The organism is Formosa sejongensis (genome assembly GCF_033447105.1).
GTDB lineage: Bacteria > Bacteroidota > Bacteroidia > Flavobacteriales > Flavobacteriaceae > Formosa.
Window position 1 is genome coordinate 43366 of sequence record NZ_JAWQUN010000010.1, and the last position, 21553, is coordinate 64918.

16 protein-coding genes are annotated in these 21553 nt (G+C 28.6%); 10 read left to right on the plus strand and 6 right to left on the minus strand.

Translation table 11 applies throughout. From position 1 onward, the window contains the following. Nucleotides 1-738: 738 nt before the first annotated feature. From R6X41_RS11130 to R6X41_RS11155, 6 genes are all read left to right on the plus strand, one after another. Entirely contained in the window at nt 739-1827 is a 1089-nt protein-coding gene (locus tag R6X41_RS11130; protein WP_318500259.1) for a glycosyltransferase, read from the plus strand. Between the two features lie 14 nt (nt 1828-1841). Then, a complete protein-coding gene (locus R6X41_RS11135) occupies nt 1842-2984 on the plus strand; it encodes a glycosyltransferase (protein ID WP_318500261.1) in 1143 nt (380 codons plus the stop codon). Between the two features lie 6 nt (nt 2985-2990). Continuing rightward, nucleotides 2991-4901: an asparagine synthase (glutamine-hydrolyzing) gene (asnB, locus tag R6X41_RS11140; protein ID WP_318500263.1), complete on the plus strand. Its 1911-nt coding sequence runs from the start codon at nt 2991-2993 to the stop codon at nt 4899-4901. Then, complete coding sequence (locus R6X41_RS11145; RefSeq protein WP_318500265.1) at nt 4902-6041, plus strand: glycosyltransferase family 4 protein; 1140 nt, start codon at nt 4902-4904, stop codon at nt 6039-6041. 85 nt (nt 6042-6126) lie between these two features. After that, nucleotides 6127-7032 (plus strand): endonuclease/exonuclease/phosphatase family protein, encoded by a 906-nt coding sequence (locus R6X41_RS11150; RefSeq protein WP_318500267.1) that lies wholly within the window; start codon nt 6127-6129, stop codon nt 7030-7032. A 23-nt stretch (nt 7033-7055) separates the two neighbouring features. Beyond that, the gene (locus tag R6X41_RS11155; protein WP_318500269.1) at nt 7056-7679 is read left to right on the plus strand and encodes a sugar transferase; all 624 of its coding nucleotides are present in this window, start codon (nt 7056-7058) and stop codon (nt 7677-7679) included. A gap of 13 nt (nt 7680-7692) precedes the next feature. On the opposite strand, the gene R6X41_RS11160 is transcribed toward R6X41_RS11155, so the two are convergent. Together R6X41_RS11160 and R6X41_RS11165 are read right to left on the minus strand one after the other, a co-directional pair. Further along, nucleotides 7693-8328, minus strand: a complete 636-nt coding sequence (locus R6X41_RS11160; protein ID WP_318500272.1) for a sugar transferase — start codon at nt 8326-8328, stop codon at nt 7693-7695. 720 nt (nt 8329-9048) lie between these two features. Then, nucleotides 9049-9744, minus strand: coding sequence for an acetyltransferase (locus tag R6X41_RS11165; protein ID WP_318500274.1), 696 nt, complete (start codon nt 9742-9744; stop codon nt 9049-9051). 402 nt (nt 9745-10146) lie between these two features. On the opposite strand from R6X41_RS11165, the gene R6X41_RS11170 reads away from it, so the two are divergent. From R6X41_RS11170 to R6X41_RS11185, 4 genes are read left to right on the plus strand one after another with little or no spacing between them, the layout of a single operon-like run. Further along, a complete protein-coding gene (locus R6X41_RS11170; RefSeq protein ID WP_318500276.1) occupies nt 10147-11268 on the plus strand; it encodes a DegT/DnrJ/EryC1/StrS family aminotransferase in 1122 nt (373 codons plus the stop codon). Continuing rightward, nucleotides 11261-13174 carry a polysaccharide biosynthesis protein gene (locus tag R6X41_RS11175; protein ID WP_318500278.1) on the plus strand — a complete coding sequence of 638 codons (1914 nt, stop codon included), beginning with the start codon at nt 11261-11263 and terminating at the stop codon, nt 13172-13174. The genes R6X41_RS11170 and R6X41_RS11175 overlap by 8 nt, the downstream gene beginning before the upstream one ends. 4 nt (nt 13175-13178) lie before the next feature. After that, on the plus strand, nt 13179-13970 hold the full coding sequence (locus tag R6X41_RS11180) for a polysaccharide biosynthesis/export family protein (RefSeq protein ID WP_318500280.1): 792 nt from the start codon (nt 13179-13181) through the stop codon (nt 13968-13970). 1 nt (nt 13971) lies between these two features. Next, nucleotides 13972-16338 (plus strand): GumC family protein, encoded by a 2367-nt coding sequence (locus R6X41_RS11185; protein WP_318500283.1) that lies wholly within the window; start codon nt 13972-13974, stop codon nt 16336-16338. Between the two features lie 280 nt (nt 16339-16618). Here R6X41_RS11185 and R6X41_RS11190 read toward each other — a convergent pair whose 3' ends face one another. The 4 genes from R6X41_RS11190 to R6X41_RS11205 all read right to left on the minus strand — a co-directional run bounded on the left by R6X41_RS11190 (nt 16619) and on the right by R6X41_RS11205 (nt 20813). Beyond that, nucleotides 16619-17149, minus strand: a complete 531-nt coding sequence (locus R6X41_RS11190; protein ID WP_318500285.1) for a porin family protein — start codon at nt 17147-17149, stop codon at nt 16619-16621. Between the two features lie 97 nt (nt 17150-17246). Further along, entirely contained in the window at nt 17247-18155 is a 909-nt protein-coding gene (locus R6X41_RS11195; protein ID WP_318500286.1) for a Ppx/GppA phosphatase family protein, read from the minus strand. Nucleotide 18156: 1 nt separating this feature from the next. Continuing rightward, complete coding sequence (ppk1, locus tag R6X41_RS11200) at nt 18157-20220, minus strand: polyphosphate kinase 1 (protein ID WP_318500288.1); 2064 nt, start codon at nt 20218-20220, stop codon at nt 18157-18159. 101 nt (nt 20221-20321) lie between these two features. After that, entirely contained in the window at nt 20322-20813 is a 492-nt protein-coding gene (locus tag R6X41_RS11205) for a SixA phosphatase family protein (protein ID WP_318500290.1), read from the minus strand. Nucleotides 20814-21553 lie beyond the last annotated feature (740 nt).

Sequence of the window (21553 nt, forward strand, 5' to 3'; positions counted from 1 at the left end):
TAGATTAATATTTTGGTTGATAGGTTATATTATCACCTTGTAATTATATTAAACTAAGAAAAGAAATTAATAAATCTAAAAATAAAAAAACCGATGAAAGGTTATTAAAAAAGTCAATATTCCTTTTCTAGGATTCCGACAAAACATAACTCACATAATATTCTAAATACTCATACAACTTACTGACTTTAAATACACTATTTCGTGGTTTTTAAAATTACAAATCAAAATTCACCCATCAAATACTTCTAATTTTTAATAGCATTTAATGCTATCATTTAAAATACACCAACAGTTTCATTTATCAATTTAAGCTAAACAAAATGATGACAAATCCCTCTCTAAAAAGTAGTTAACTAAAACTAGAAAATTTGAAGACTTGAACGTTAATAGATTTCAAAAACCCATGTAATTATTCTTGTGTAATTCACTTATAATACACGTAGATTTAACACTAAACCCCAAAACCAACATACTACGTACCAAACACTTAATAGCTTTATTTTTTTAATTCGAATGCTACAAGTATCTATATGCTAAGACGGCGACGTGTACAAAGAAATAAAAACACAAATAGATGAATTTAGGGTTAAAATATACTTCCTTACTGATTATAGTTTTAATTGCACCATTTAAAGATTTTTTTTGATTTTTTAATTTAAAAAAAACACCTTTAATGAAACATAATATTTTACTCTTCTAGCAAACAATGAATTCCATCCAATTTAATCCCCATTTATGAAAGCTCTAAAAAAAATAAAACTAATATTTGTTCTTCCTGATCTTACCTCTGGTGGAGCAGAAAGGGTTGTTTCTTTTATAGCAAATAATATTTCGAAAGAAAAATTTGATACGTCACTTTGGCTTGCTGGTCCGCCTAGAAAAACGCCATATAATACAGACTCTATACATGTGAAATACTTTAATAAAACAAGAGTTTTATATGCCATACCCGATTTTATAATGGGTTTTAAAAAACATAAACCAGATATTGTTATTAGTTCTATAGCTCATGTAAACACAGCTATCGCAATGATTTCTTTCCTGTTTCCTAAAATAAAATTTATAGGAAGAGAGGCTAATGTTATGAGTGTTGTTAAAGATTTTAGCCACACTAAAAATAGATTTGGAAGTTTAATTCCAATCGATCTCAGTTACAAACGCCTTGACATCATATTATGTCAGTCTATTGATATGTATGAAGACATGAATAAGACCTTTAATATTCCTTCAGAAAAGTTAAGAATTATAAACAACCCAATAACAGATAGCTTTAATTTAAAACCAGAAAAAGACATTTCTAATTCGTGTATACAGTTTATTACTGTTGCGCAGTTTAAGAAGCAAAAAGGACATGAAAGAATAATTAGAACATTAAATAAATTAGATTATAAATTTCATTACACTCTTATAGGAAGAGGCCCTGAAGAAGAAAATATTTTAAAATTAATTGATTTATATAATCTTAAAGATAAAATAACACATATACCCTACACAAAAAATGTAGATAAACATCTAGCTGAAAGTGATTTTTTCTTACAAGGTTCTTACGTAGAAGGATTTCCTAATTGCTTAATTGAAAGTTGTGCCGTTGGCACACCTGTTTTAGCTTATAAAGCTCCAGGAGGATTAAATGAGATTATATTGGATAACATAAATGGTCTAGTCGCCGACAATGATGATGATTATTTAAACAATATAGAAAAGGCTATTAAAGTATTAAAATGGGAACCATTAAAGGTACGTGAATCTGTCTACAAGAAATTTAATAAAGAAAAAATTCTTAAACAATATGAAGATTTATTCATTGAAATTCTTAAAAAATAATATTTATTTTGAAAATGTCTAAACCAAACATAAGTATTTTAAGTATCACGCTAGGAAGCGGTGGTGCCGAAAAAGTTATAAGCCTCCTTTTAAAAGAACTGAAAAACGATTACAATGTTACTTTAGTATTATTTTACAATCAAATACATTTTCCGATTCCTGAAGGCATTAACGTGGTTTGTCTTTCTCAGGAATCTGCCACACGGCCATTCTATGCGAAGCTTTCAGACTTAGTGAGTTTTAAGAAAAAATATAATGCATTTATCAAAAAGGAAAACATCGTGATTTCTGTTTCATTTTTGGCCTTTCCAAACCTTCTAAATGGTATGATCACGTCTTCTAATAAAAATATTAAAACTATTATTAGTGAACGCGGATTCCCATCAGATAATACATCAAGTAAACTATCCTTATATATTTCAAAAATATTTTATCCAATCTTTTACAATAAATGCACAAAATTATTTTCAAATTCTGTGTATATCAATAAGGATTTAAAAGATAATTTCGGAGTTAAAATCCCTATGGATGTTATTTATAACCCGATAGATTTACCTCAACACACAATTAGTCCTGAAACTCTTAATCAAGACCTTAAGTGTTTAAAAATTATTACGGCTGGGACTTTAAATAAACGAAAAAATCATATCATGATTATTCGTGCTTTACAAAATTCAACAAACCATTATAACCTAACTATTTTAGGAGGAGGTCCTTTACAAGAGTATTTAACCGAAGAGATTAATCGTTTAAATTTAGAAAATCAAATTACTCTTGGAGGAAGAGTAAAAAATGTTAATGATTTTCTATTAACAAATCATTGTTTTGTTTTGTCTTCCTTTACAGAAGGTTTTCCTAATGCACTTATTGAAGCAATGGCTATTGGCTTACCATGTGTTTCCACTAATTGTTTATCAGGCCCCTTGGAACTATTAAACGAGAATGAAGATATCGAGATTACAACTGGTACATTTTATAAAGGGAAATACGGTTTACTTGTTAATAATGATGATCATGAAGGTTTAAAGAATGCTTTAGATTATTTTAATAACAATCCGAAAGAAAGAGAAAACTATAGTAGATTAAGCCTCTTAAGATCTAAAGAATATGAACTTAAGAGTATATATTCAAAATTCAATAAATTTTTAAAATATTAAGCGGGTATGTGCGGAATTAACGGAATTATTGCAAGAAATAGTCTTAAAGACAATGAATTAAACGCCATACTGACTAAAATGAATAATCTTATTATTCATAGAGGACCTGATCAAGATGGTGTGTTTTGCGAAGAAAATAGCTCTTACGCCTTAGGTATGGCCATGAGACGATTATCTATTATAGATTTAAAATCTGGAAAACAGCCAATCTTTACAGACGACAAGCAAACTGTGATTGTTTTTAATGGCGAAATTTACAACTACAAAGTTTTAAAATCTAAATTAGAAGCAGAAGGTGTTACTTTTAATACCACTAGTGATACCGAAGTTATTATAAAGTTATATGAAAAATATGGCGTAGAATCTTTTAAGTGGCTAGACGGTATGTTTGCATTTAGTATTTACGATAAAAAATTAAACAAGTTATTTATAACTCGTGATTTTTTTGGAGAAAAGCCATTATACTACACTAAATCTGATACTCAATTTTTATGGGCTTCAGAATTAAAATCTATAATTAATACGCTTAATTTTACACCAGAAATCTCTAAAAAAGGATTAAACTTATATTTCAGATTAACTTACATCCCTGCACCACACACCATTTACAATAACATTTTTAAGTTAGAAGCAAATCATTATATCGAATATGATTTAACTTCCCATACTACAACCATAACCAAGATTAACGAAGAACCTGTTCCTACAAAACTAAACATATCTTTTGATGATGCTAAGAAAAAAACTAAAGAGTTAGTCTATAACAGTGTAAACAGCAGATCTATTTCTGATGTAGCTTTAGGTACATTTTTATCGGGCGGTGTAGATTCTTCTATTATATCTCTATGTTTATCACAAGGAAGTGATAGAAAAATAGACACATTTTCTATTGGTTTTAAAAAAGCATCATACGACGAATCAGATAAATCTAGGATTGTGGCGAAAATGTTAAATAGTAATCATCATGAATTTATTATAGATGAAGACGATTTAAAACACAACATTCATGAAATTTTAATAAATTTTGATGAACCTTTTTCGGATACCGCCTCCTTACCCACTCACCTACTTTCGAATAAAACAAGACAACACGTAACCGTTGCTTTAACAGGAGATGGTGGCGACGAAGTATTTGGTGGGTACAACAAGTATTACATTGGTAAAATGAATAAAAAATACACCGGTATAGTACCTGAAACTTTACATAAATCTATTTTAAAAGGAAGCAAAAAATTCCTAATTGATAAAGATGATTCTAGAGGAAAAAAATTTAAAATTAAAAGATTGCTGCATGCTATAAATTATAAAGGTGATTTTTATTGGGACATTATTTCATTAGCGAATACGAATAAAGAAATTACCGAAATATTAAATCCTGATTACTTAGACCATAATTTATTTCAAGAATATAAAGATGGCTTAAATTTAGAACGCGCAGAAACATTAACCGATTTCAGACAAGTAGATAAGGTTTTAAGTCTTGAAGGAGGCATGCTAACTAAGGTAGACCGAACAAGTATGATGAATTCTTTAGAATGCAGAGCACCTTTTTTAAATAAAGGTCTTTGGGAATTTACAAACAGTCTACCCGAAGAATATTTAATGAAAGGTTGGAATAAAAAACACATATTAAAAGAAGCATTCAGAGATCAATTCCCTGCCGAGTTTCTCGAAAAAAGTAAAAGCGGATTTGGGTCTCCAACTGGTGACTGGCTAAGACAAAGTTTACGAAAAGAACTTGAAAGTTATGTTGAACCTAAGTTCCTTGAGACACAAGGCATCTTCAATAAAGACGTTATAATAAAATTAGTTGAAGATCATTTAGAGAGTAAAAAAGATAGTACTTTTAGGGTCTGGTCTTTTTATTGTTTCCAGAAATGGTACACCTATAACTTCTTAAAGCAATCCAACATCTAAATGCAAAAAAAAAGAATCTTAATAGTCGCTTCATATTCTCCCTCATTAATTAAATTCCGAGGTGATTATATTGAACATTTAGTGCAAAGTGGTTTTAGTGTTTTTACAGCTGCTCCGGATTACCCAGAAGTAACGAAAGAAAAACTCATTGCTTTAGGAGCTAAACCCCTAGAATTTAAATTAGAACGTACGGGTTTAAATCCTTTTAAGGATTTAAAATCAATATCAGAATTAAAGTCGATAATAAAAAACAATAATATCGATTTAGTATTCCCATACACCGTTAAACCAGTTATTTACAGCTCGATAGCCGCAAATTCTTGTAACATACCTGTAATTTCCTTAATTACCGGGCTTGGTTTTGCATTTACAGGATTAACCTTTAAAGCGAGAACGCTTCAAAGATTGAATGAAGTTTTATATAAAATTTCTATTAGGAAGAATAAAATCATCGTTTTTCAAAACAAAGATGATTATCAACTTTTTCTAGATAGAAATATCATTTCTAAAGATAATAAAGTTGCTTTTGTTAGTGGATCTGGTGTTAATTTAGGCCAATATAAATATAGAGTGAATACCAACACTTCAGAAGTTGTTAGTTTTCTTTTAGTTGCGAGATTAATTAAAGAGAAAGGAATCGATTTATTTATAGAAGCGGCTAAAATTTTAAAAAATAAATATCCCAATGCTGAATTTCATATAATAGGTGCACCTGATAAATCCCCATCTGCAATAAAATTAGAGAAATTAATAGAACTAGATAAAAAGGGTGTAATTATCTATCATGGAAGACAGAACAATGTTCCTGACCACCTGTACAAAAGAGATGTCTTTGTATTACCTACCTATTATAGAGAAGGGATACCGCGCTCTATTCTTGAAGCATTATCTGTAGGTTTGCCTATTATAACCACAAAAACTCCGGGGTGTAAAGAAACCGTTATAAAAGACAATAATGGAATTTTAATAGAACCTAATAATTTAGACCAATTAGCTAATGCAATGGAATATTTCATTACTAACAAGTCAAAAATCAAAGAAATGGGAATTAACAGTAGAGCTTATGCGGAACAAAGATTTGATGTAAAAATTGTTAATAAGGACCTTACATCATTAATTAATAAAGTACTTAACGATTAATTCTGATACCATCAAGGTCTTAAAAAAATCTTTAAAAACTAAAGATAAAATTTCGATACTAATCACAACTATTTTTATAATAGGAATGATTAGTACTTATCTTAATTGGGGTTGGGTATCTGTTCTTTTTAGTATAGTCTTGCCTGTACTTTTTATTTTAAACTTTTTAATGGCTTTTTATGGCTTTACACAGAGAAAGTATGGATACAGCATTAGCATCTTAATCTTTCTATTACTTTTTAATGTATTCTATAAATTCTCACCTTTTACTACTATAGAAAACAAAGAAAGCCTAAGTATTCTAACATTTAATACTAAAGGGTTTAGTGCTAATTTGAAAGATAAAACAATTAGCTCTAATATAATGAAATTCTTAGATTCTGTACAAGCAGACATTATAGTTTTACAAGAATCCAACTATCCTATTATCAGAAAAATCAAGAATTATAATTACAATTTTTCTGACCTAAGGTTAAAAAAAAAGAAATCACTTTTAACTATTTATTCTAAATTCCCCATAATTAACACCGGGTATACAGATTTTCCTGACACTAAGAACAATGGTATTTTTGCCGATATTTTAATTAAAAACGATACTGTAAGGCTTTATAATTTACATCTACAGTCTCATCAACTTTCTGAAAACTTGATAGAACAAAATCCGTTTAAAAAATTAAATAACACGCTAAATCAACAACTAAATCAGGCCATTATTGTTAAAAAAAGCATGAATTCAACATCAAATAAAATCATTGTAAGTGGAGATTTCAATGCTACCCAATATTCTGAACCTTACAAAATATTAAAGGAAGATTTAAATGATTCGTTTATTGAAAGAGGTCAAGGTCTCGGAATCACTTACAAACTAAAAAGTTACCCCTTACGAATAGATTTTGTCCTTATGGACTACCAAATAGAAATTATAACCCATAAAAACTTTAAATTAAATTTATCTGACCACGAACCTGTTTTAGTTACCTTTAAACTTTAATTTTGTCTTAAAACAGAAACTAAATGAATTTATACAAGTCGTTTTTCAAACGTCTTTTAGACATTATTCTAGCCATACTTGGTCTTATAATCTTATCCCCTATTTTTTTAATAGTGACTATATTATTATTGTATAAAAATGATGGCAGTCCATTCTTCTTTCAGTCACGCCCAGGAAAAAACGAAAAGGTATTTAGAATTATTAAGTTTAAATCTATGAGTGATAAAAAAGATTCTTCCGGAAATTTATTGCCAGAAATTCAACGTTTAACGAATACAGGGAGATTTATTAGAAAATACTCATTAGATGAAATACCTCAACTACTGAATGTTATTAAAGGTGACATGAGTTTAATAGGCCCGAGACCACTCTTAGTACACTATTTGCCATTATATAACGATACACAAAAACACAGACATGATATTAAACCTGGCATATCTGGTTGGGCTCAAATAAATGGAAGAAACGCTATTAGTTGGGAAAAGAAATTTGAATTAGATATCTGGTACGTTAATAATTTATCTTTTTTTCTAGACACAAAAATTATAATCTTAACAATATATAAAGTACTTAAAAATGATGGTATTTACTCTATTGAAGATGATATAGTTCCTGACTTCAAAGGATCTCATAATAAAACAGAATAATTAAATCTTAAAATTAAATTAAATTACGTTCCTTCTCCTTTATTTCTAACTTTCTATGTTCGCTAAAATCCAATGTTTCAGGTCTTAATTCTGTATCTGAACGTGAAATAACTTTTTTAAATGTTTCCCACAATATTTTCACATCTAAACTAAAACTAAGGTTCTCAACATATTCTAAATCTTTAGCTAGCTTATCATCCCAACCTATAGAATTTCTTCCTGAAACCTGTGCTAAACCTGTTATTCCTGGTCTTACACTATGTCTTAAACTTTCCTGTTTAGTATAATATGGTAAATATTTAACTAAAAGTGGACGGGGACCGATTAAACTCATGTCACCTTTAATAACATTTAAAAGCTGAGGAATTTCATCTAAAGAAGCTTTTCTAATAAAAGTACCAACAGTAGTTACACGTTCGGAATTTGATAATAATTTACCGTTAGCATCTTTTTTATCAGACATCGATTTAAATTTAATGATTTTAAAAATTTTATCATCTTTACCAGGCCTGCTTTGGAAAAAAAATGGTTGCCCATTATTCGTTACTAATAAAATTATTGTCACTATTAAAAATATTGGAAACAAAATAATGAAACCTATTATTGATGTTAAAAAATCAATTACTCTTTTTAAGAATGCTTTATACATTTTATAAATATAAATTAATGACACTTGATTAATCACATATATTTCTACACCTTTTAAACAATAAATTAAGCCTATTTGACTTTAAAAGAAAACATTATTAAGTCTTGAAAATAATCAACAGCCCTATTTTATAATCCTTTTTTTATTACATGTGTTTAAAGGATATATGCAAGATAAAATTCAAATTTAATATTTAATATTTTAGATTCAATGTATCTTTCTTTTAATTTATTAATAAATATTACAATTATCTAACAAATTAAAAGAGGAAGATTACAGTAATTAATTATTTGATATTAAACATATTATTCTCTAATTTTATTTCCGAAACGGATTTTAATAGAATAATTTTATTTATTATTAGACTAAAAAGAATGACAGCAGAAAAAAATTAATCGAGCTATTTTAGTTATAGGTTGGGTCATAAATGCAAGAGATACTGCCCTTTTCTTCTAAATTCAATTTCTTCAATTTTTTCAATTTCTTGAATTTCATATCTCAAAGGTATTAATTGAAATTTAAAATATTACTTCCAACTTATAAGGGGCTAAACTATTAATGGTTTGTCTTTTTTTTGATAAAACAAAAAAGTTTAAATTTCTTTCATCTTAACAATTATAATATCCTTATGAACAAAAAGTATTAAATAAATCTAACTTATTTAATATTGATTTATATATTTCAATTTCATTAATTATTTTTATTCTTTTATGCTCTAGACTATACCCCTTTTGGCTTTTTATCTTTGGTTAAACCTAAATACTTATCATCAAGATTTCTCTTTTTTATTATTTTAGCAGGTATACCGTAAGCTAATGTTTTTGCTTTTATATTTCTGTTTACTAACGAGCCTGCACCTATTACGCAATATTTACCTATCGTTACTCCTTCAAGCACATTAACCCCTAAAGAAATAGCCGTCCCTTTACCAATATTAACATCTCCTCCAATAGTTACACCTGGAGCAACACTAGCAAACTCTTTAATAATTGTATCATGTCCAACCGAACTTTTGGTGTTAATTATACTATGTCTATCTATAACAGCATCACTATTAATAATTACTCCTGCCATGATAACAGTCCCTGCGCCAATTTTAACATTTTTTCCGATTACGGAATGAGGATGAATAGCTGTTATGTATTTAAAATCACTAAAAATCCCTTCTATTTCTTCATAGACTTTCTTTCTAGTCCAATTATCTCCTATGGCGATAATACCTCCATCAATATCGTGTTCTTTAATAAGAATAGGTAAGTCTTTCTCTGTTCCAAGTATTTTATAATTATACAAAATCTCACCTTTTTTTTTGTAAGTATCTACAAGGCCTATTATTTCAAATTGATTTTGTAATTCTATAATATCAATAATAACTTTAGCATGTCCAGAAGCACCAATAATTACAATTTTATTCATTTTTACTACTTTAAATTTTAGCCGATTTCTTTAACGTCAAAGACTTTTAATTTACATAATAAAAATGTCGACAAGAAATTACGCAAGCACATTAATTACATGTTATCGAGATAATTGAAACCTATAACTTTAATACAATGTTAATCAAATTCTATTAATTTATTAAAAAAACAGAGGAATTATATCCTGAAATACGACCAAAATTCTTGTGCCTTTTTTCCTAAACAATTGTTAACGTAAATATCTGCTATTCATCGTTTTTATTTGATTTAGTCTTAACTAATTACTGATATTTATATCTAATTATTAAACTATAAGTTTATTAATCTTAATGTTTTTATGTTCCAAGTCCCTAAATAAACATAAAAATTGTTTGTAATATTTTATGTAACAATTTTACTTATGAAATCAAAAATATGGTTATCCTCACCACATATGAGTGGACATGAAATTGGCTTTATTAATGAAGCCTTTTCAACCAATTGGATCGCCCCACTAGGCCCTAATGTAACTGGTTTTGAAGATGATTTAAAAAACTATTTAAATGAAAACAGACATGTAGCTGCTGTTAGTTCTGGAACTGCATCCTTGCATTTAGCACTAATTTTACTAAATGTTAGTACTAATGATGAAGTGATTTGTCAATCTAAAACATTTTCTGCATCAGCAAACCCAATTGTATATCAAGGTGCAACTCCTGTTTTCGTAGATAGTGAAAGAGAAACTTGGAATATGTGTCCAATACAATTAGAAATTGCTATTAAGGATAGAATTGCTAAAGGAAAAAAACCAAAAGCCATTGTAGCCGTTCATTTATATGGCATGCCTTATAAAGCAGATGAAATACAGTCTATTTCAGAAAAGTATAATATTCCAATAGTAGAAGATAGCGCAGAAGCCTTAGGAAGCTCATATAAGCAACAAAAATGTGGAACATTGGGCAAGTATTCAATTTTATCTTTCAACGGCAATAAAATCATTACAACTTCAGGAGGAGGCGCTTTAGTGTGTACTTCAAAAGAAGATAAAGAAAAGGCGATTTTTTTAGCAACACAAGCAAAAGACCAAGATGTTGCTTATGTGCATTCTCATATTGGTTATAATTATAGAATGTCTAACGTAATTGCAGGTATAGGCCGAGGTCAGATGATGGTATTAGACAATCATGTTAATAGGAGACGTGATAATTATAAATTTTATAAAGAAAGGCTAAAACATATAGATGCTATTCAGTTTTTAGACGAACCTGACGGATTTTACTCTAACCGTTGGTTAACTTGTATTTTATTAGAAAACAAGAAAGATCAAGACGGATTAAGATTATATTTAGAAAAAGATAATATAGAAACTAGACCATTATGGAAACCAATGCATCAACAACCTATATTTAAAGATGCTCCAAGCTATTTAAATGGTGTTTCTGATGATTTATTTGAAAGAGGGCTATGTTTACCTAGCGGCTCCAATTTAACCCAAGAAGACTTACAAAGAATAGTTTCATTAATTACTCAATATTTTGAATAAAATAAACAACTTTCTTATTAAATTATCAAACAGATACGCCTCTAAATGGCTCGTTCTGTTGGTGGATTTATGTTTAGTTGCGTTTACATTCTTTTTAGCCCATTTAATTCGTTTTAATTTCGAAGTTTCTTTTGATTTTTTAAATTTTATTAAACAAATTCCGTTTGTTATAATTGCAGCTGCTGTTAGTTTTATAGTTGTTAATTCTCATAAAGGTGTTGTACGATTTACAGGTGTAAAAGATGTTATAAACATTATAGTTGGAATTAATTTATTAGCTACAATTTTAATTATATCTACATACATAAGTCGACAATTTAATTACGCATCTGTATTCGATATCCCTGGTTCTATAATTTATATCCATTTATTACTTAATGTTTTTTTCTTAATTGGAGCTAAATTTTTTATTAGATCTATATATCACAGCATAAAATCAGATCAACTTATACTCGGAAAAAAAGGTCACATCATTTTAATTTATGGAGCAGGTAATTCGGGAATGGTTACTTATGATGCGATAACTAATGACTCAAAAAGTAATATTGAAATTTTTGGATTTATTGACGATAATATTAAAAAAATCGGAAAGAAAATCAATTTATTAAATGTTTATGATCCAAAAAGTGTTTCAAACGAATTTATTAAAAAAAATAATATTGATGAAATAGTCATTTCAATTCAAAATATTAGTTCTGAAAGATTATTAGAAATCACAAAGGATTTCCTTGCTAAGTCAATAAAAGTTAAAATAACACCTCCTGTTCAACAATGGATTGATGGTGATTTACAGGTTAGCCAGATAAAAGAAGTAAATATTGAAGACTTATTAGGACGCGAGCCAATTAGTATAGAAAATCCGATATTATTTGATGAATACAATAACAAGGTGATTCTAGTTACTGGAGCTGCAGGCTCTATAGGTAGTGAAATTGCTAGAAAACTTACCAAGTTTAATTATAAAAAATTAATACTTATTGATGTTGCAGAATCTCCATTGTATGAACTTCAACAGGAATTTATTCAAAATGATATTGAGCGTTTTGAAGTGATTATTGTTGATGTAAGAAACGCTGTGAGAATGAATCAGATTTTTTCAGAATTAAGACCTGAGATACTTTTTCATGCAGCAGCTTACAAGCATGTTCCTTTAATGGAAAATAATCCATACGAAGCAGTTAGTGTAAATATTAGTGGAACAATTAACATGTCCAATTTAGCTATAAAATATGATGTGAATAAATTTGTCATGATCTCTACAGATAAGGCTGTAAACCCTACCAATGTAATGGGAGCAACAAAACGAATCGCAGAACTTTATATTACATGTTTAAATAAAAAGGGTTCGACAAAATTTATTATTACTCGATTTGGAAATGTGTTAGGATCTAATGGTTCTGTAATTCCATTATTTAAAAAACAGATTGAAAATGGAGGTCCTTTAACTGTTACACATAAAGATATTACACGATTTTTCATGACTATCCCAGAAGCATGTTCATTGGTACTAGAAGCTGCAGCAATGGGTAATGGAGGTGAAATTTTTGTATTTGATATGGGAAAATCTGTTAAAATTTTCGACTTAGCCATAAACATGATAACGCTATCTGGATTGGATTATCCGAATGACATAGATATTAAAATTACAGGATTACGACCCGGAGAAAAAATATATGAAGAATTACTAGCTAATGGAGAAAATACTCGTCCAACATATCATGAAAAAATTATGATCGCTAAATCAAAGAAAGTAGACACAAAAACTATTCTTGATCAGATACTCGATTTACACAATACTAACCCTAAATGTCAAACACTAGAAACCGTATCTAAAATAAAGGAAATTGTACCTGAATACATTTCAAATAATTCAAAATTTGAAGTTTTAGATAGTAAACCCAATTAAACCTATGAAAACTATTTTTAACCAATCTGCAATTAAAATAATATTATTACCAGTCATTGTATTAATTTTAACTTCATGTGGAGTTTCAAGAGAAAGCATTGTCTATTTTCAAGATGAACCTGTTAAAGGGCATAGTGAATTATCTGATTTTGAAATTAAATTTAAACCCGATGATTTATTAACAATAGATGTTTCTGCTATAGATCCAGAAGCAGCAAGACCTTTTAATTTACCTGCCGTTTCTTATAATACAACTTCTGTAATATCTGCTCAAGGTACGTTGAAAATGCAAACCTATTTAATAGATAAAAATGGAAATATAGAGTTTCCTGTTTTAGGAACAATTAAATTAGGTGGACTATCAAGAAGTGAGGCTAATTATTTTTTAAAAGGAACTCTAGAAGAGTATTTAAAAGATCCTATTGTTAATATTAGACTAGCCAACTTTACAATAACCATATTAGGAGAAGTAAATAAACCGGGCACATATAACTTACAAAATGAAACAGTTTCTCTTACCGAAGCATTGGGTTTAGCAGGTGATTTAACAATTTATGGAAAAAGAGATAATGTGTTTTTAATAAGAGAAATAAACGGTGAAAACAGGTATTACAAATTCGATTTAACATCTATAAACGTTATGAACTCACCATACTTTTTTCTTACTCAAAATGATGTAATTTATGTAGAACCAAATAAAGCTAAAATTAGGTCATCGAAGTACAATCAGAACAATGTTGTATTAATTTCAGCCATTGCCACATTAGCAACAATTACTGCTTTAATCATTAAATAGAATGAAAAACGAAATTCAGAAAAACGATTTAATTGTTGGTGATATACTTCATTTATATCTTTCAAAATGGAAATATTTTATTTTATCTATTTTTACTTGCTTGATTTTTGCATTCATTTTCTTAAGGTATTCAACAAATCAGTATAAAAGTTCAGCTATAATCAAAATTAATGATGAACAGCAAATGAATAAATTACCAGAAATCTCAAGTCTACAGAGCTCTGGAATTTTTTCATCTGGTTTTGATAATATAACTGATGAAATTGAAATTCTTCAATCAAGAACACTTATTGAACAAGTTATTAAAGACTTAAAACTTAACATTAGTTTTTATGTCCAGGGTAGAATAAAGGAAAAAGAGAGTTATTTAGACCCTCCAATTAATTTAACTTTTTTTAAAAATGATTCCATAATTAACAAAGTTGATACAACTTTTTATGTTACCATATTATCCAACACCAAGTTCAAAGTCTCTAATGAAGATCCAAAAACATTAACATCTTTAGGAGATGATTCTGAGTATGGAAAAACTTACGATTTTGGTGATAAAATAAGTACTTCTTTTGGTGGTATAATTATAACTCCAAATTCTGAATCAAATGGTATTCAACCAGGTTCTGTAATTAAAACAGTTCTAAACCCTGTAGATAAATTGATTAATGGTTATCAAAACGATTTAAATCTATCTAATGAAAAAGGTTCTAGTATTATTAACCTGTCTATTAATGGAGCAATAAAGGCTAAATCAGAAAATTTCTTAAACAAGCTTATTGATAAATATAATAACGATGTTGTTAACGATAAAGAAGAGGTAATTAAGGTTACTTCAGATTTTATAACTAATCGCTTAAATATTGTTTCAGAAGAATTAGAGAAGGTTGATTTAACAGCTGAAACTTTAAAAAAAGATAATAGATTATCAGATTTAACCTCTCAATCAAGTATTTTTTTACAATCTGAAAGAGATAATGAAAACAATTTAATCGCTACAACCAATCAGATTCAATTGATTGATTATATGGAAGATCATTTAAACTCTAATAATAGTAATGGTGATTTGCTACCAGCGAATGTTGGCATAGAAGATTCTGGCATTTCTCAAGTCACTAAGAGTCATAATGATTTAGTGATGCAAAGAAATCGAATTTTAAAAAATTCGAGTGAAAAAAACCCAACAGTTATTAACCTTGATAATCAAATAAAGGCTTTAAAAGATAATTTAGAACAAAGTTTAATAAATTTAAAGTCTTCAAATGAAATCACTTTGGGATCTTTAAAGCGTACCGATTCTAGAATTAATGCTCAAATTTATTCTACACCTGGTAAGGAACGTAAATTTAGAGATATAACAAGACAACAAAATATAAAAGAATCATTATATCTTTACTTGTTAGAGAAGCGAGAAGAAACGGCCATAACTTTAGGTATGTCCTCTCCTAATGCTAAGATTATTGATCGCGCTAGTAGTTCTAACATTCCTGTAAGTCCAAAAAACCTAATTGTATATTTAGCAGCCTTAATATTTGGTTTAGCAATACCTATTTCTTTTATATATGCTAATAATTTGCTAGATAATAAAGTGCATACAAAACAGGATGTAATTAATTATTTAAATATTCCTTTTATTGGTGAGATACCTAAATCCTTAACTAAGGATCTAGCAGTTAAAAAAGTAGATTATTCTCCAAAAGCAGAATCTTTTAGGATTTTACGAACCAATATAGATTTTATGTTACAAAATATAATGCATAAATCTAAAATTATATTTGTAACATCTACTACAAGTAAAGAAGGGAAATCTCACACTTCAGTAAACCTAGCTTTATCGCTTTCGCATTCTGAAAAGAAAGTCTTGTTTTTAGAAACAGATATTAGAGTGCCTAAAGCTTCTAAATATTTAGACGTTGAAAATGGTATAGGCCTAACAAATTATCTTAGTAATAACAGTCTTAAATTGAAAGATATTATTATCAAAACTAAAGACAATCAATTTCTCGATATTATACCTTCGGGTGCAATTCCTCCAAACCCCGCAGAACTTTTATTAAGCGATAGAGTCAGAGAACTTTTTGATTCTATAAATAACGAATACGATTACATTATAGTAGACACTGCAGCTGTTGGATTGGTTACAGACACTTTATTAATAAGTAAATATGCAGATTTATTTTTATATGTAGTAAAAGCAAATTATTTAGACAAAAGGAGCCTACACATTGCACAAACCATGTACGATGACAAACGCTTACCTAATATGACTATTTTACTTAATAACTCCGATCATAAAAAGAGTCATGGTTATGGGTATGGATACGGCTATGGTAAGAATCCTAACTCGTCTAAAAAATGGTGGCAAAAGAACACTTAAATAGCACTTTAATATTTCAAACAATCAAAGTAACTTTTAATAAAATTCGAGTAGTTAAACTGTTCTAAATAACAAAAGCATAAACTATTATTTACTTTATTAAATCTATTATTAGCACCCCAATACCCTTCTTGGTATTGGGGTGCTAATAAACAATAACATTACAAACACAGTACTCTAATTGAACTTAGGAACCCATTTTAGCATCTTATTAAACATAAAAAAAGGATCAAATCTCTATAATAGAGATTTGATCCTTTTTTACTAAATGTTTTTTTTGTTAGAATATTTTTATACCTACACCTATTTGGATGTTGCTATTTGTAGCTTCTAAAGGTTGGTCGTCATCATACACATTTGTAAAACCATAAGAATATCTTACATCAACGTAAAAGTCTTCGTAAAACACATATTCTACACCTGCTATACCTGAAAAAGTTAAGTTTTGGAAACCATCTTCATATTCATGAATTTTAATTCCTAATTGTGGCCCAAGACCAACAGATAACTGTTCGGTAATTGAATATTTTGCAAATACAGGCACATTAATATAGTCTAATCTTAATTCCTCTTTTTTAGCTCCTTCTGCAGAAAACTGAACTTCTGGAGCGATTGAGAAACTTTCGGTAATACCATATTGCGCTGTAAATCCAATCATAAATCCATTTCTGTGAGTGTTACCTTCAGGAACATCAGATTTATAATCTAAATTAGAGATATTAACACCAGATCTAACTCCAAACAAATCGAATTGGGCGAAACTAGTTGTTGTTGCTAGAATGGTTAATACTAGAAAAGTAATTTTTTTCATATTGATAGATTTTGGTGCTAAGTTAAAATTAATAAAATCACTTTAATATAATTTTAGATAATTGTAAGAAAAAAAAGATAAACGGCATATTTTTCCGTTATTCTAACTTTTTACTCGATACCGTTTCGTAATATAAACTCTTAATAATACCATCACTCAATCCAATTTTAGGAACATAAATATCTTTTGCTCCACTCCACTTCATTGCAGACAAATAAATTCTTGCAGCTGGTATAATTACATCTGCACGATCTTGATTTAAATCTAATTCTGTAATACGTTCTTCGTAAGAATAAGACTGTAAAATATTGTAATACGATGTTAAATAGAAAAATGTTAATGGCTTACCTATTGCTTTACCGGACACTTTAAATATTTTATTAATATTTCCTCCAGAACCAATCAAGTCTATTTTATCATAGTCTTTTGTGTGGTCTTTAATCCATTTTTCGAGTTCGCTCCATGTCTCCCTTTTAACCATATCGTTCAGTAATCTTACTGTCCCAATTTTAAAAGATTTTGAAATTGCTGTTACACCATGATCTATAACAGTAAACTCTGTACTTCCTCCTCCAACATCAACATACAAATAGGTTTTATTCGGATTTATAAAGGCATTTAAATCGGTTGCAGCAATAATAGCAGCTTCCTCATCGCCTTCAATAATATCAATTTTTATATCTGCTTGATCTAAAATTTGCTGTACTACCGCAGGCCCATTTTTTGCTTCTCGCATGGCTGATGTTGCACATGCTTTATATTTTTCTACTTTATGAGATTTCATAAGTAAGTTAAAGGCATGCATAGTATCTATCATACGTTCAATATTTTTTTCAGAAATTTTTTCTTCCAAAAACACATCTGCTCCCAAACGAATTGGAACACGTACTAACGAACTTTTTTTAAATTTAGTAGGTTTCCCTTCTTCCTCAATAATATTTGCAATAAGCAACCTTACGGCATTAGAACCAATATCGATCGCTGCATATTTTTTTATTGTAAGCATCTTACTCTTTTAACTTGTTTAAATAATATTCGTAGGTTGCAAACTGCGATCTTACTTTTATATCATTATTCTTTTTATACTCGTTGGTTTGATTCAAATTTAAAACTCTCGCTTTTATATTATCACTCCAGCAAATATTAAATGTATCAATTAATTCTTGTTTAATATTTTGGTCATAAATCGGACATGTTACTTCTACCCTATTTTCAATATTTCTTGTCATCCAATCTGCAGACGAAATAAAAACTTTCGGGTTACCTCCATTAGAAAAAATGTAGAGTCTGGTATGTTCTAAAAACTTATCGATTATGCTTATAACTTCAATATTTTCGCTCATGCCTTCAATTCCTGGCACCAAACAACAAATACCTCTAACAATCATCTTTATTTTCACTCCTGCTCTACTTGCTTCATATAATTTATCGACCATTTTATAGCTAGAAATACTATTCATTTTTAGCTTAATACTTGCCGGTTTACCTAATTTTACATTTATAATTTCGGCATCAATTAATTTAAATAACGCTTTCTGTGTATAATGAGGCGAAGTTATTATGTGCTTATAGGTGTAAATTAAATAATTAGTTTTAAAAAAGCTAAAAACTTTATTAACATCTTTTAAAATCTTTTGATTAGATGTAAATAATGTGTAATCTGTATAAAGTTTAGCAGTAGATTCATTGAAGTTACCTGTACTTACAAACCCGTAGCGTTTTATCTTTCTATCTTCTTCTCGCTCGATAACGCACATTTTACTATGTACTTTTAATCCTTGAACTCCAAAAATTAAATTAATCCCTTCCAATTCCATTTGCTCGGCATAAGCTATATTTGCTTGCTCATCGAAGCGTGCTTGTAACTCTATTGAAACAGTTACTCCTTTTCCGTTTTTGGCAGCATTTATTAATGAACTTGCAATGTGAGAAATTTGAGCTAATCTGTAAATAGTGATTTTTATTGTTTTCACTTTAGGATCTAAAGCGGCTTCCCTTAAAAATTTAACGATGTAAGAAAATGTATGATAAGGTGCATAAAGCAAATAATCTTTTTTTGAAATTGCAGTAAAAATACTTTCCTCCAGATTTAATCCTTTTACTGGTAATGCTTCAATTTTATCGTATAGCAAATCGGTTCTTCCTAAACTAGGAAATCCCATATAATCGCGTCTATTATGATAACGCCCACCAGGAATTATACTATCAGACGGTTCAATATTCATTTTTTGTAATAAATACTGAAGCGTTTCTTGCTCGATTTCTTTATCATAAACAAAACGAACGGGTTCACCAATTTGTCTATGTTTTACACTATCTGATAATTTATCGATAAAACTCTTACTTAAATCACTTTCAAAATCTAACTCACCATCTCTTGTAATTTTAATCATGTGAGCAGAGATAGACTTATAATCGAAAATATTAAAAATATCATCTAAACAATAGCGTAATAAATCGTCTAACATAATTATATAATCTTTATTGTCTTCTTTTGGAAGTACAACAAAGCGGTCCATGTTTTTAGATATTTCTATTAACGCATATTGATTTTCATTAGTATTCATAACAATTTTAACTGCTAAATATGCAGCACTATCTTTTAATAGTGGAAGTTTTACTAAATCGTTTAAAATTATGGTTACTAATGCAGGACTTATTTTTTGAAGAAAATATTGTTTTAGAAAATGATGCTGAGACGCTGAAATTTGAGTTTCATCGATTATAAAAATATTTTCGTGTTTCAATTTATACTGAATATCACTTAAAATTTCTAAACTTTCTGCTTGCTGCTCAATTACAATTTTGGTAATGATTTCTAATAGCTCGCTAGCTTTAATTCCTCCAAGTTCACTTTTACCTTCTTTACCAGCTTGATCAATACGTTTAACTGTTGCGTATCTAACTTTAAAAAACTCGTCTAAATTATTGGAAAAAATACCTAAAAATCGCAAACGCTCAATTAAGGGTACGTTTTTGTCTTCGGCCTCTTGTAATACTCTAGCGTTAAATTGAAGCCAACTAATTTCTCTATTTATATAGGTGTTGTTAGTTTTTTCGATTTTTATCATTTAGCATTTTTTTTTAATGTCCTACAAATATATCTTATTTAGATTCTAATACCATTTATCGAATGTTATTAAGTAGGAACTAAAATTAAAAAAATATGCTATTAATTTATCTCTTTTGGAAATAATTTTAATTTTAAAATACCAGGTCGTAAATCTGCCCATTTATCAATATCAAATTCCAAAATCACTAAACCACTTGTAGGTACATTCAGAACATAAACATTTGCATATTTATTTACAAAACTGGTTAATGCATTATTATGCCCAAAAACGAAAATAGTATCCAAATTATCGTGTATTGATTTAATAAAATGATGCAATTTAGCACCTTCAAAATCATACAATTCATCAACAACATCTATCTCTATTTTATCATCAGAATTATAATTTTCCACAAAAATACGGCAGGTATCTAAAGCCCGTTTTGCAGGAGAAGAAAATACATTTTTTAAAGATATTTCGGATACTTCTTTAAAGCGTTCACAAATTTTAATAGTATTTCTAACACCAATCGCTCTTAAAGGCCTGTGCATATCATCGACATTATATTTCCATGAAGATTTTGCATGTCTAATAATAATTACCTTTTTCATATAGATTTCCGAATAAATGAAGATTAATATTTAAATTAAAATATTAAATATCAATGATTTAACACTTTTAAACAACAGTTTACTTTAAACAAATACAATGAATAAAACAAAATAATACAATTTTAATCGCTAAAATACTTGATTCGACGCTAAAAAACATACCGACTACACTTTGTCGAATTTATAATATATTTTAACATTATTTTTTGTTTTAGTGACTCGTTGTACCGTTTTTTGTAACTATTAATTGCGAAGAAAATGATCCCAAGTCTAATTTCAAAAAACAAAGCCTTTTGTTCTGAACTACAGAGCATACGCTCAAAACTTTATTCTCTCTAAAGTCATACTACTTTCTAACCAAAAGTATTGTAGCTTGAATTTGAAATTTATTGGGTCTTGAATTTGTAATCAATACGAAATAACGTTAATCAATAATTTGTATATGATAGAAAATTACGCCTCAAATCTAATTTTATATTTGACTACTGTTTTTAAGAGCACTCAAGTTTACAAATTGAAGCCTGTACTGTTTAATAAAAACATTAGTTTTACACATTTTTTCCTTCACAAGAATTCTTTTTCTAAAGAATTTAATGTTAAGGAAACAAACTTGTGTTTAAAATATTTTTCTTTTGTCAGAAATAACAGAATAACATTTTTAGTAAACACAACTAGGTTGACTTTACTAAATTTCACTATAGACCCCGAAATAACTATTAATTATAAAGTTGTTAATCCAT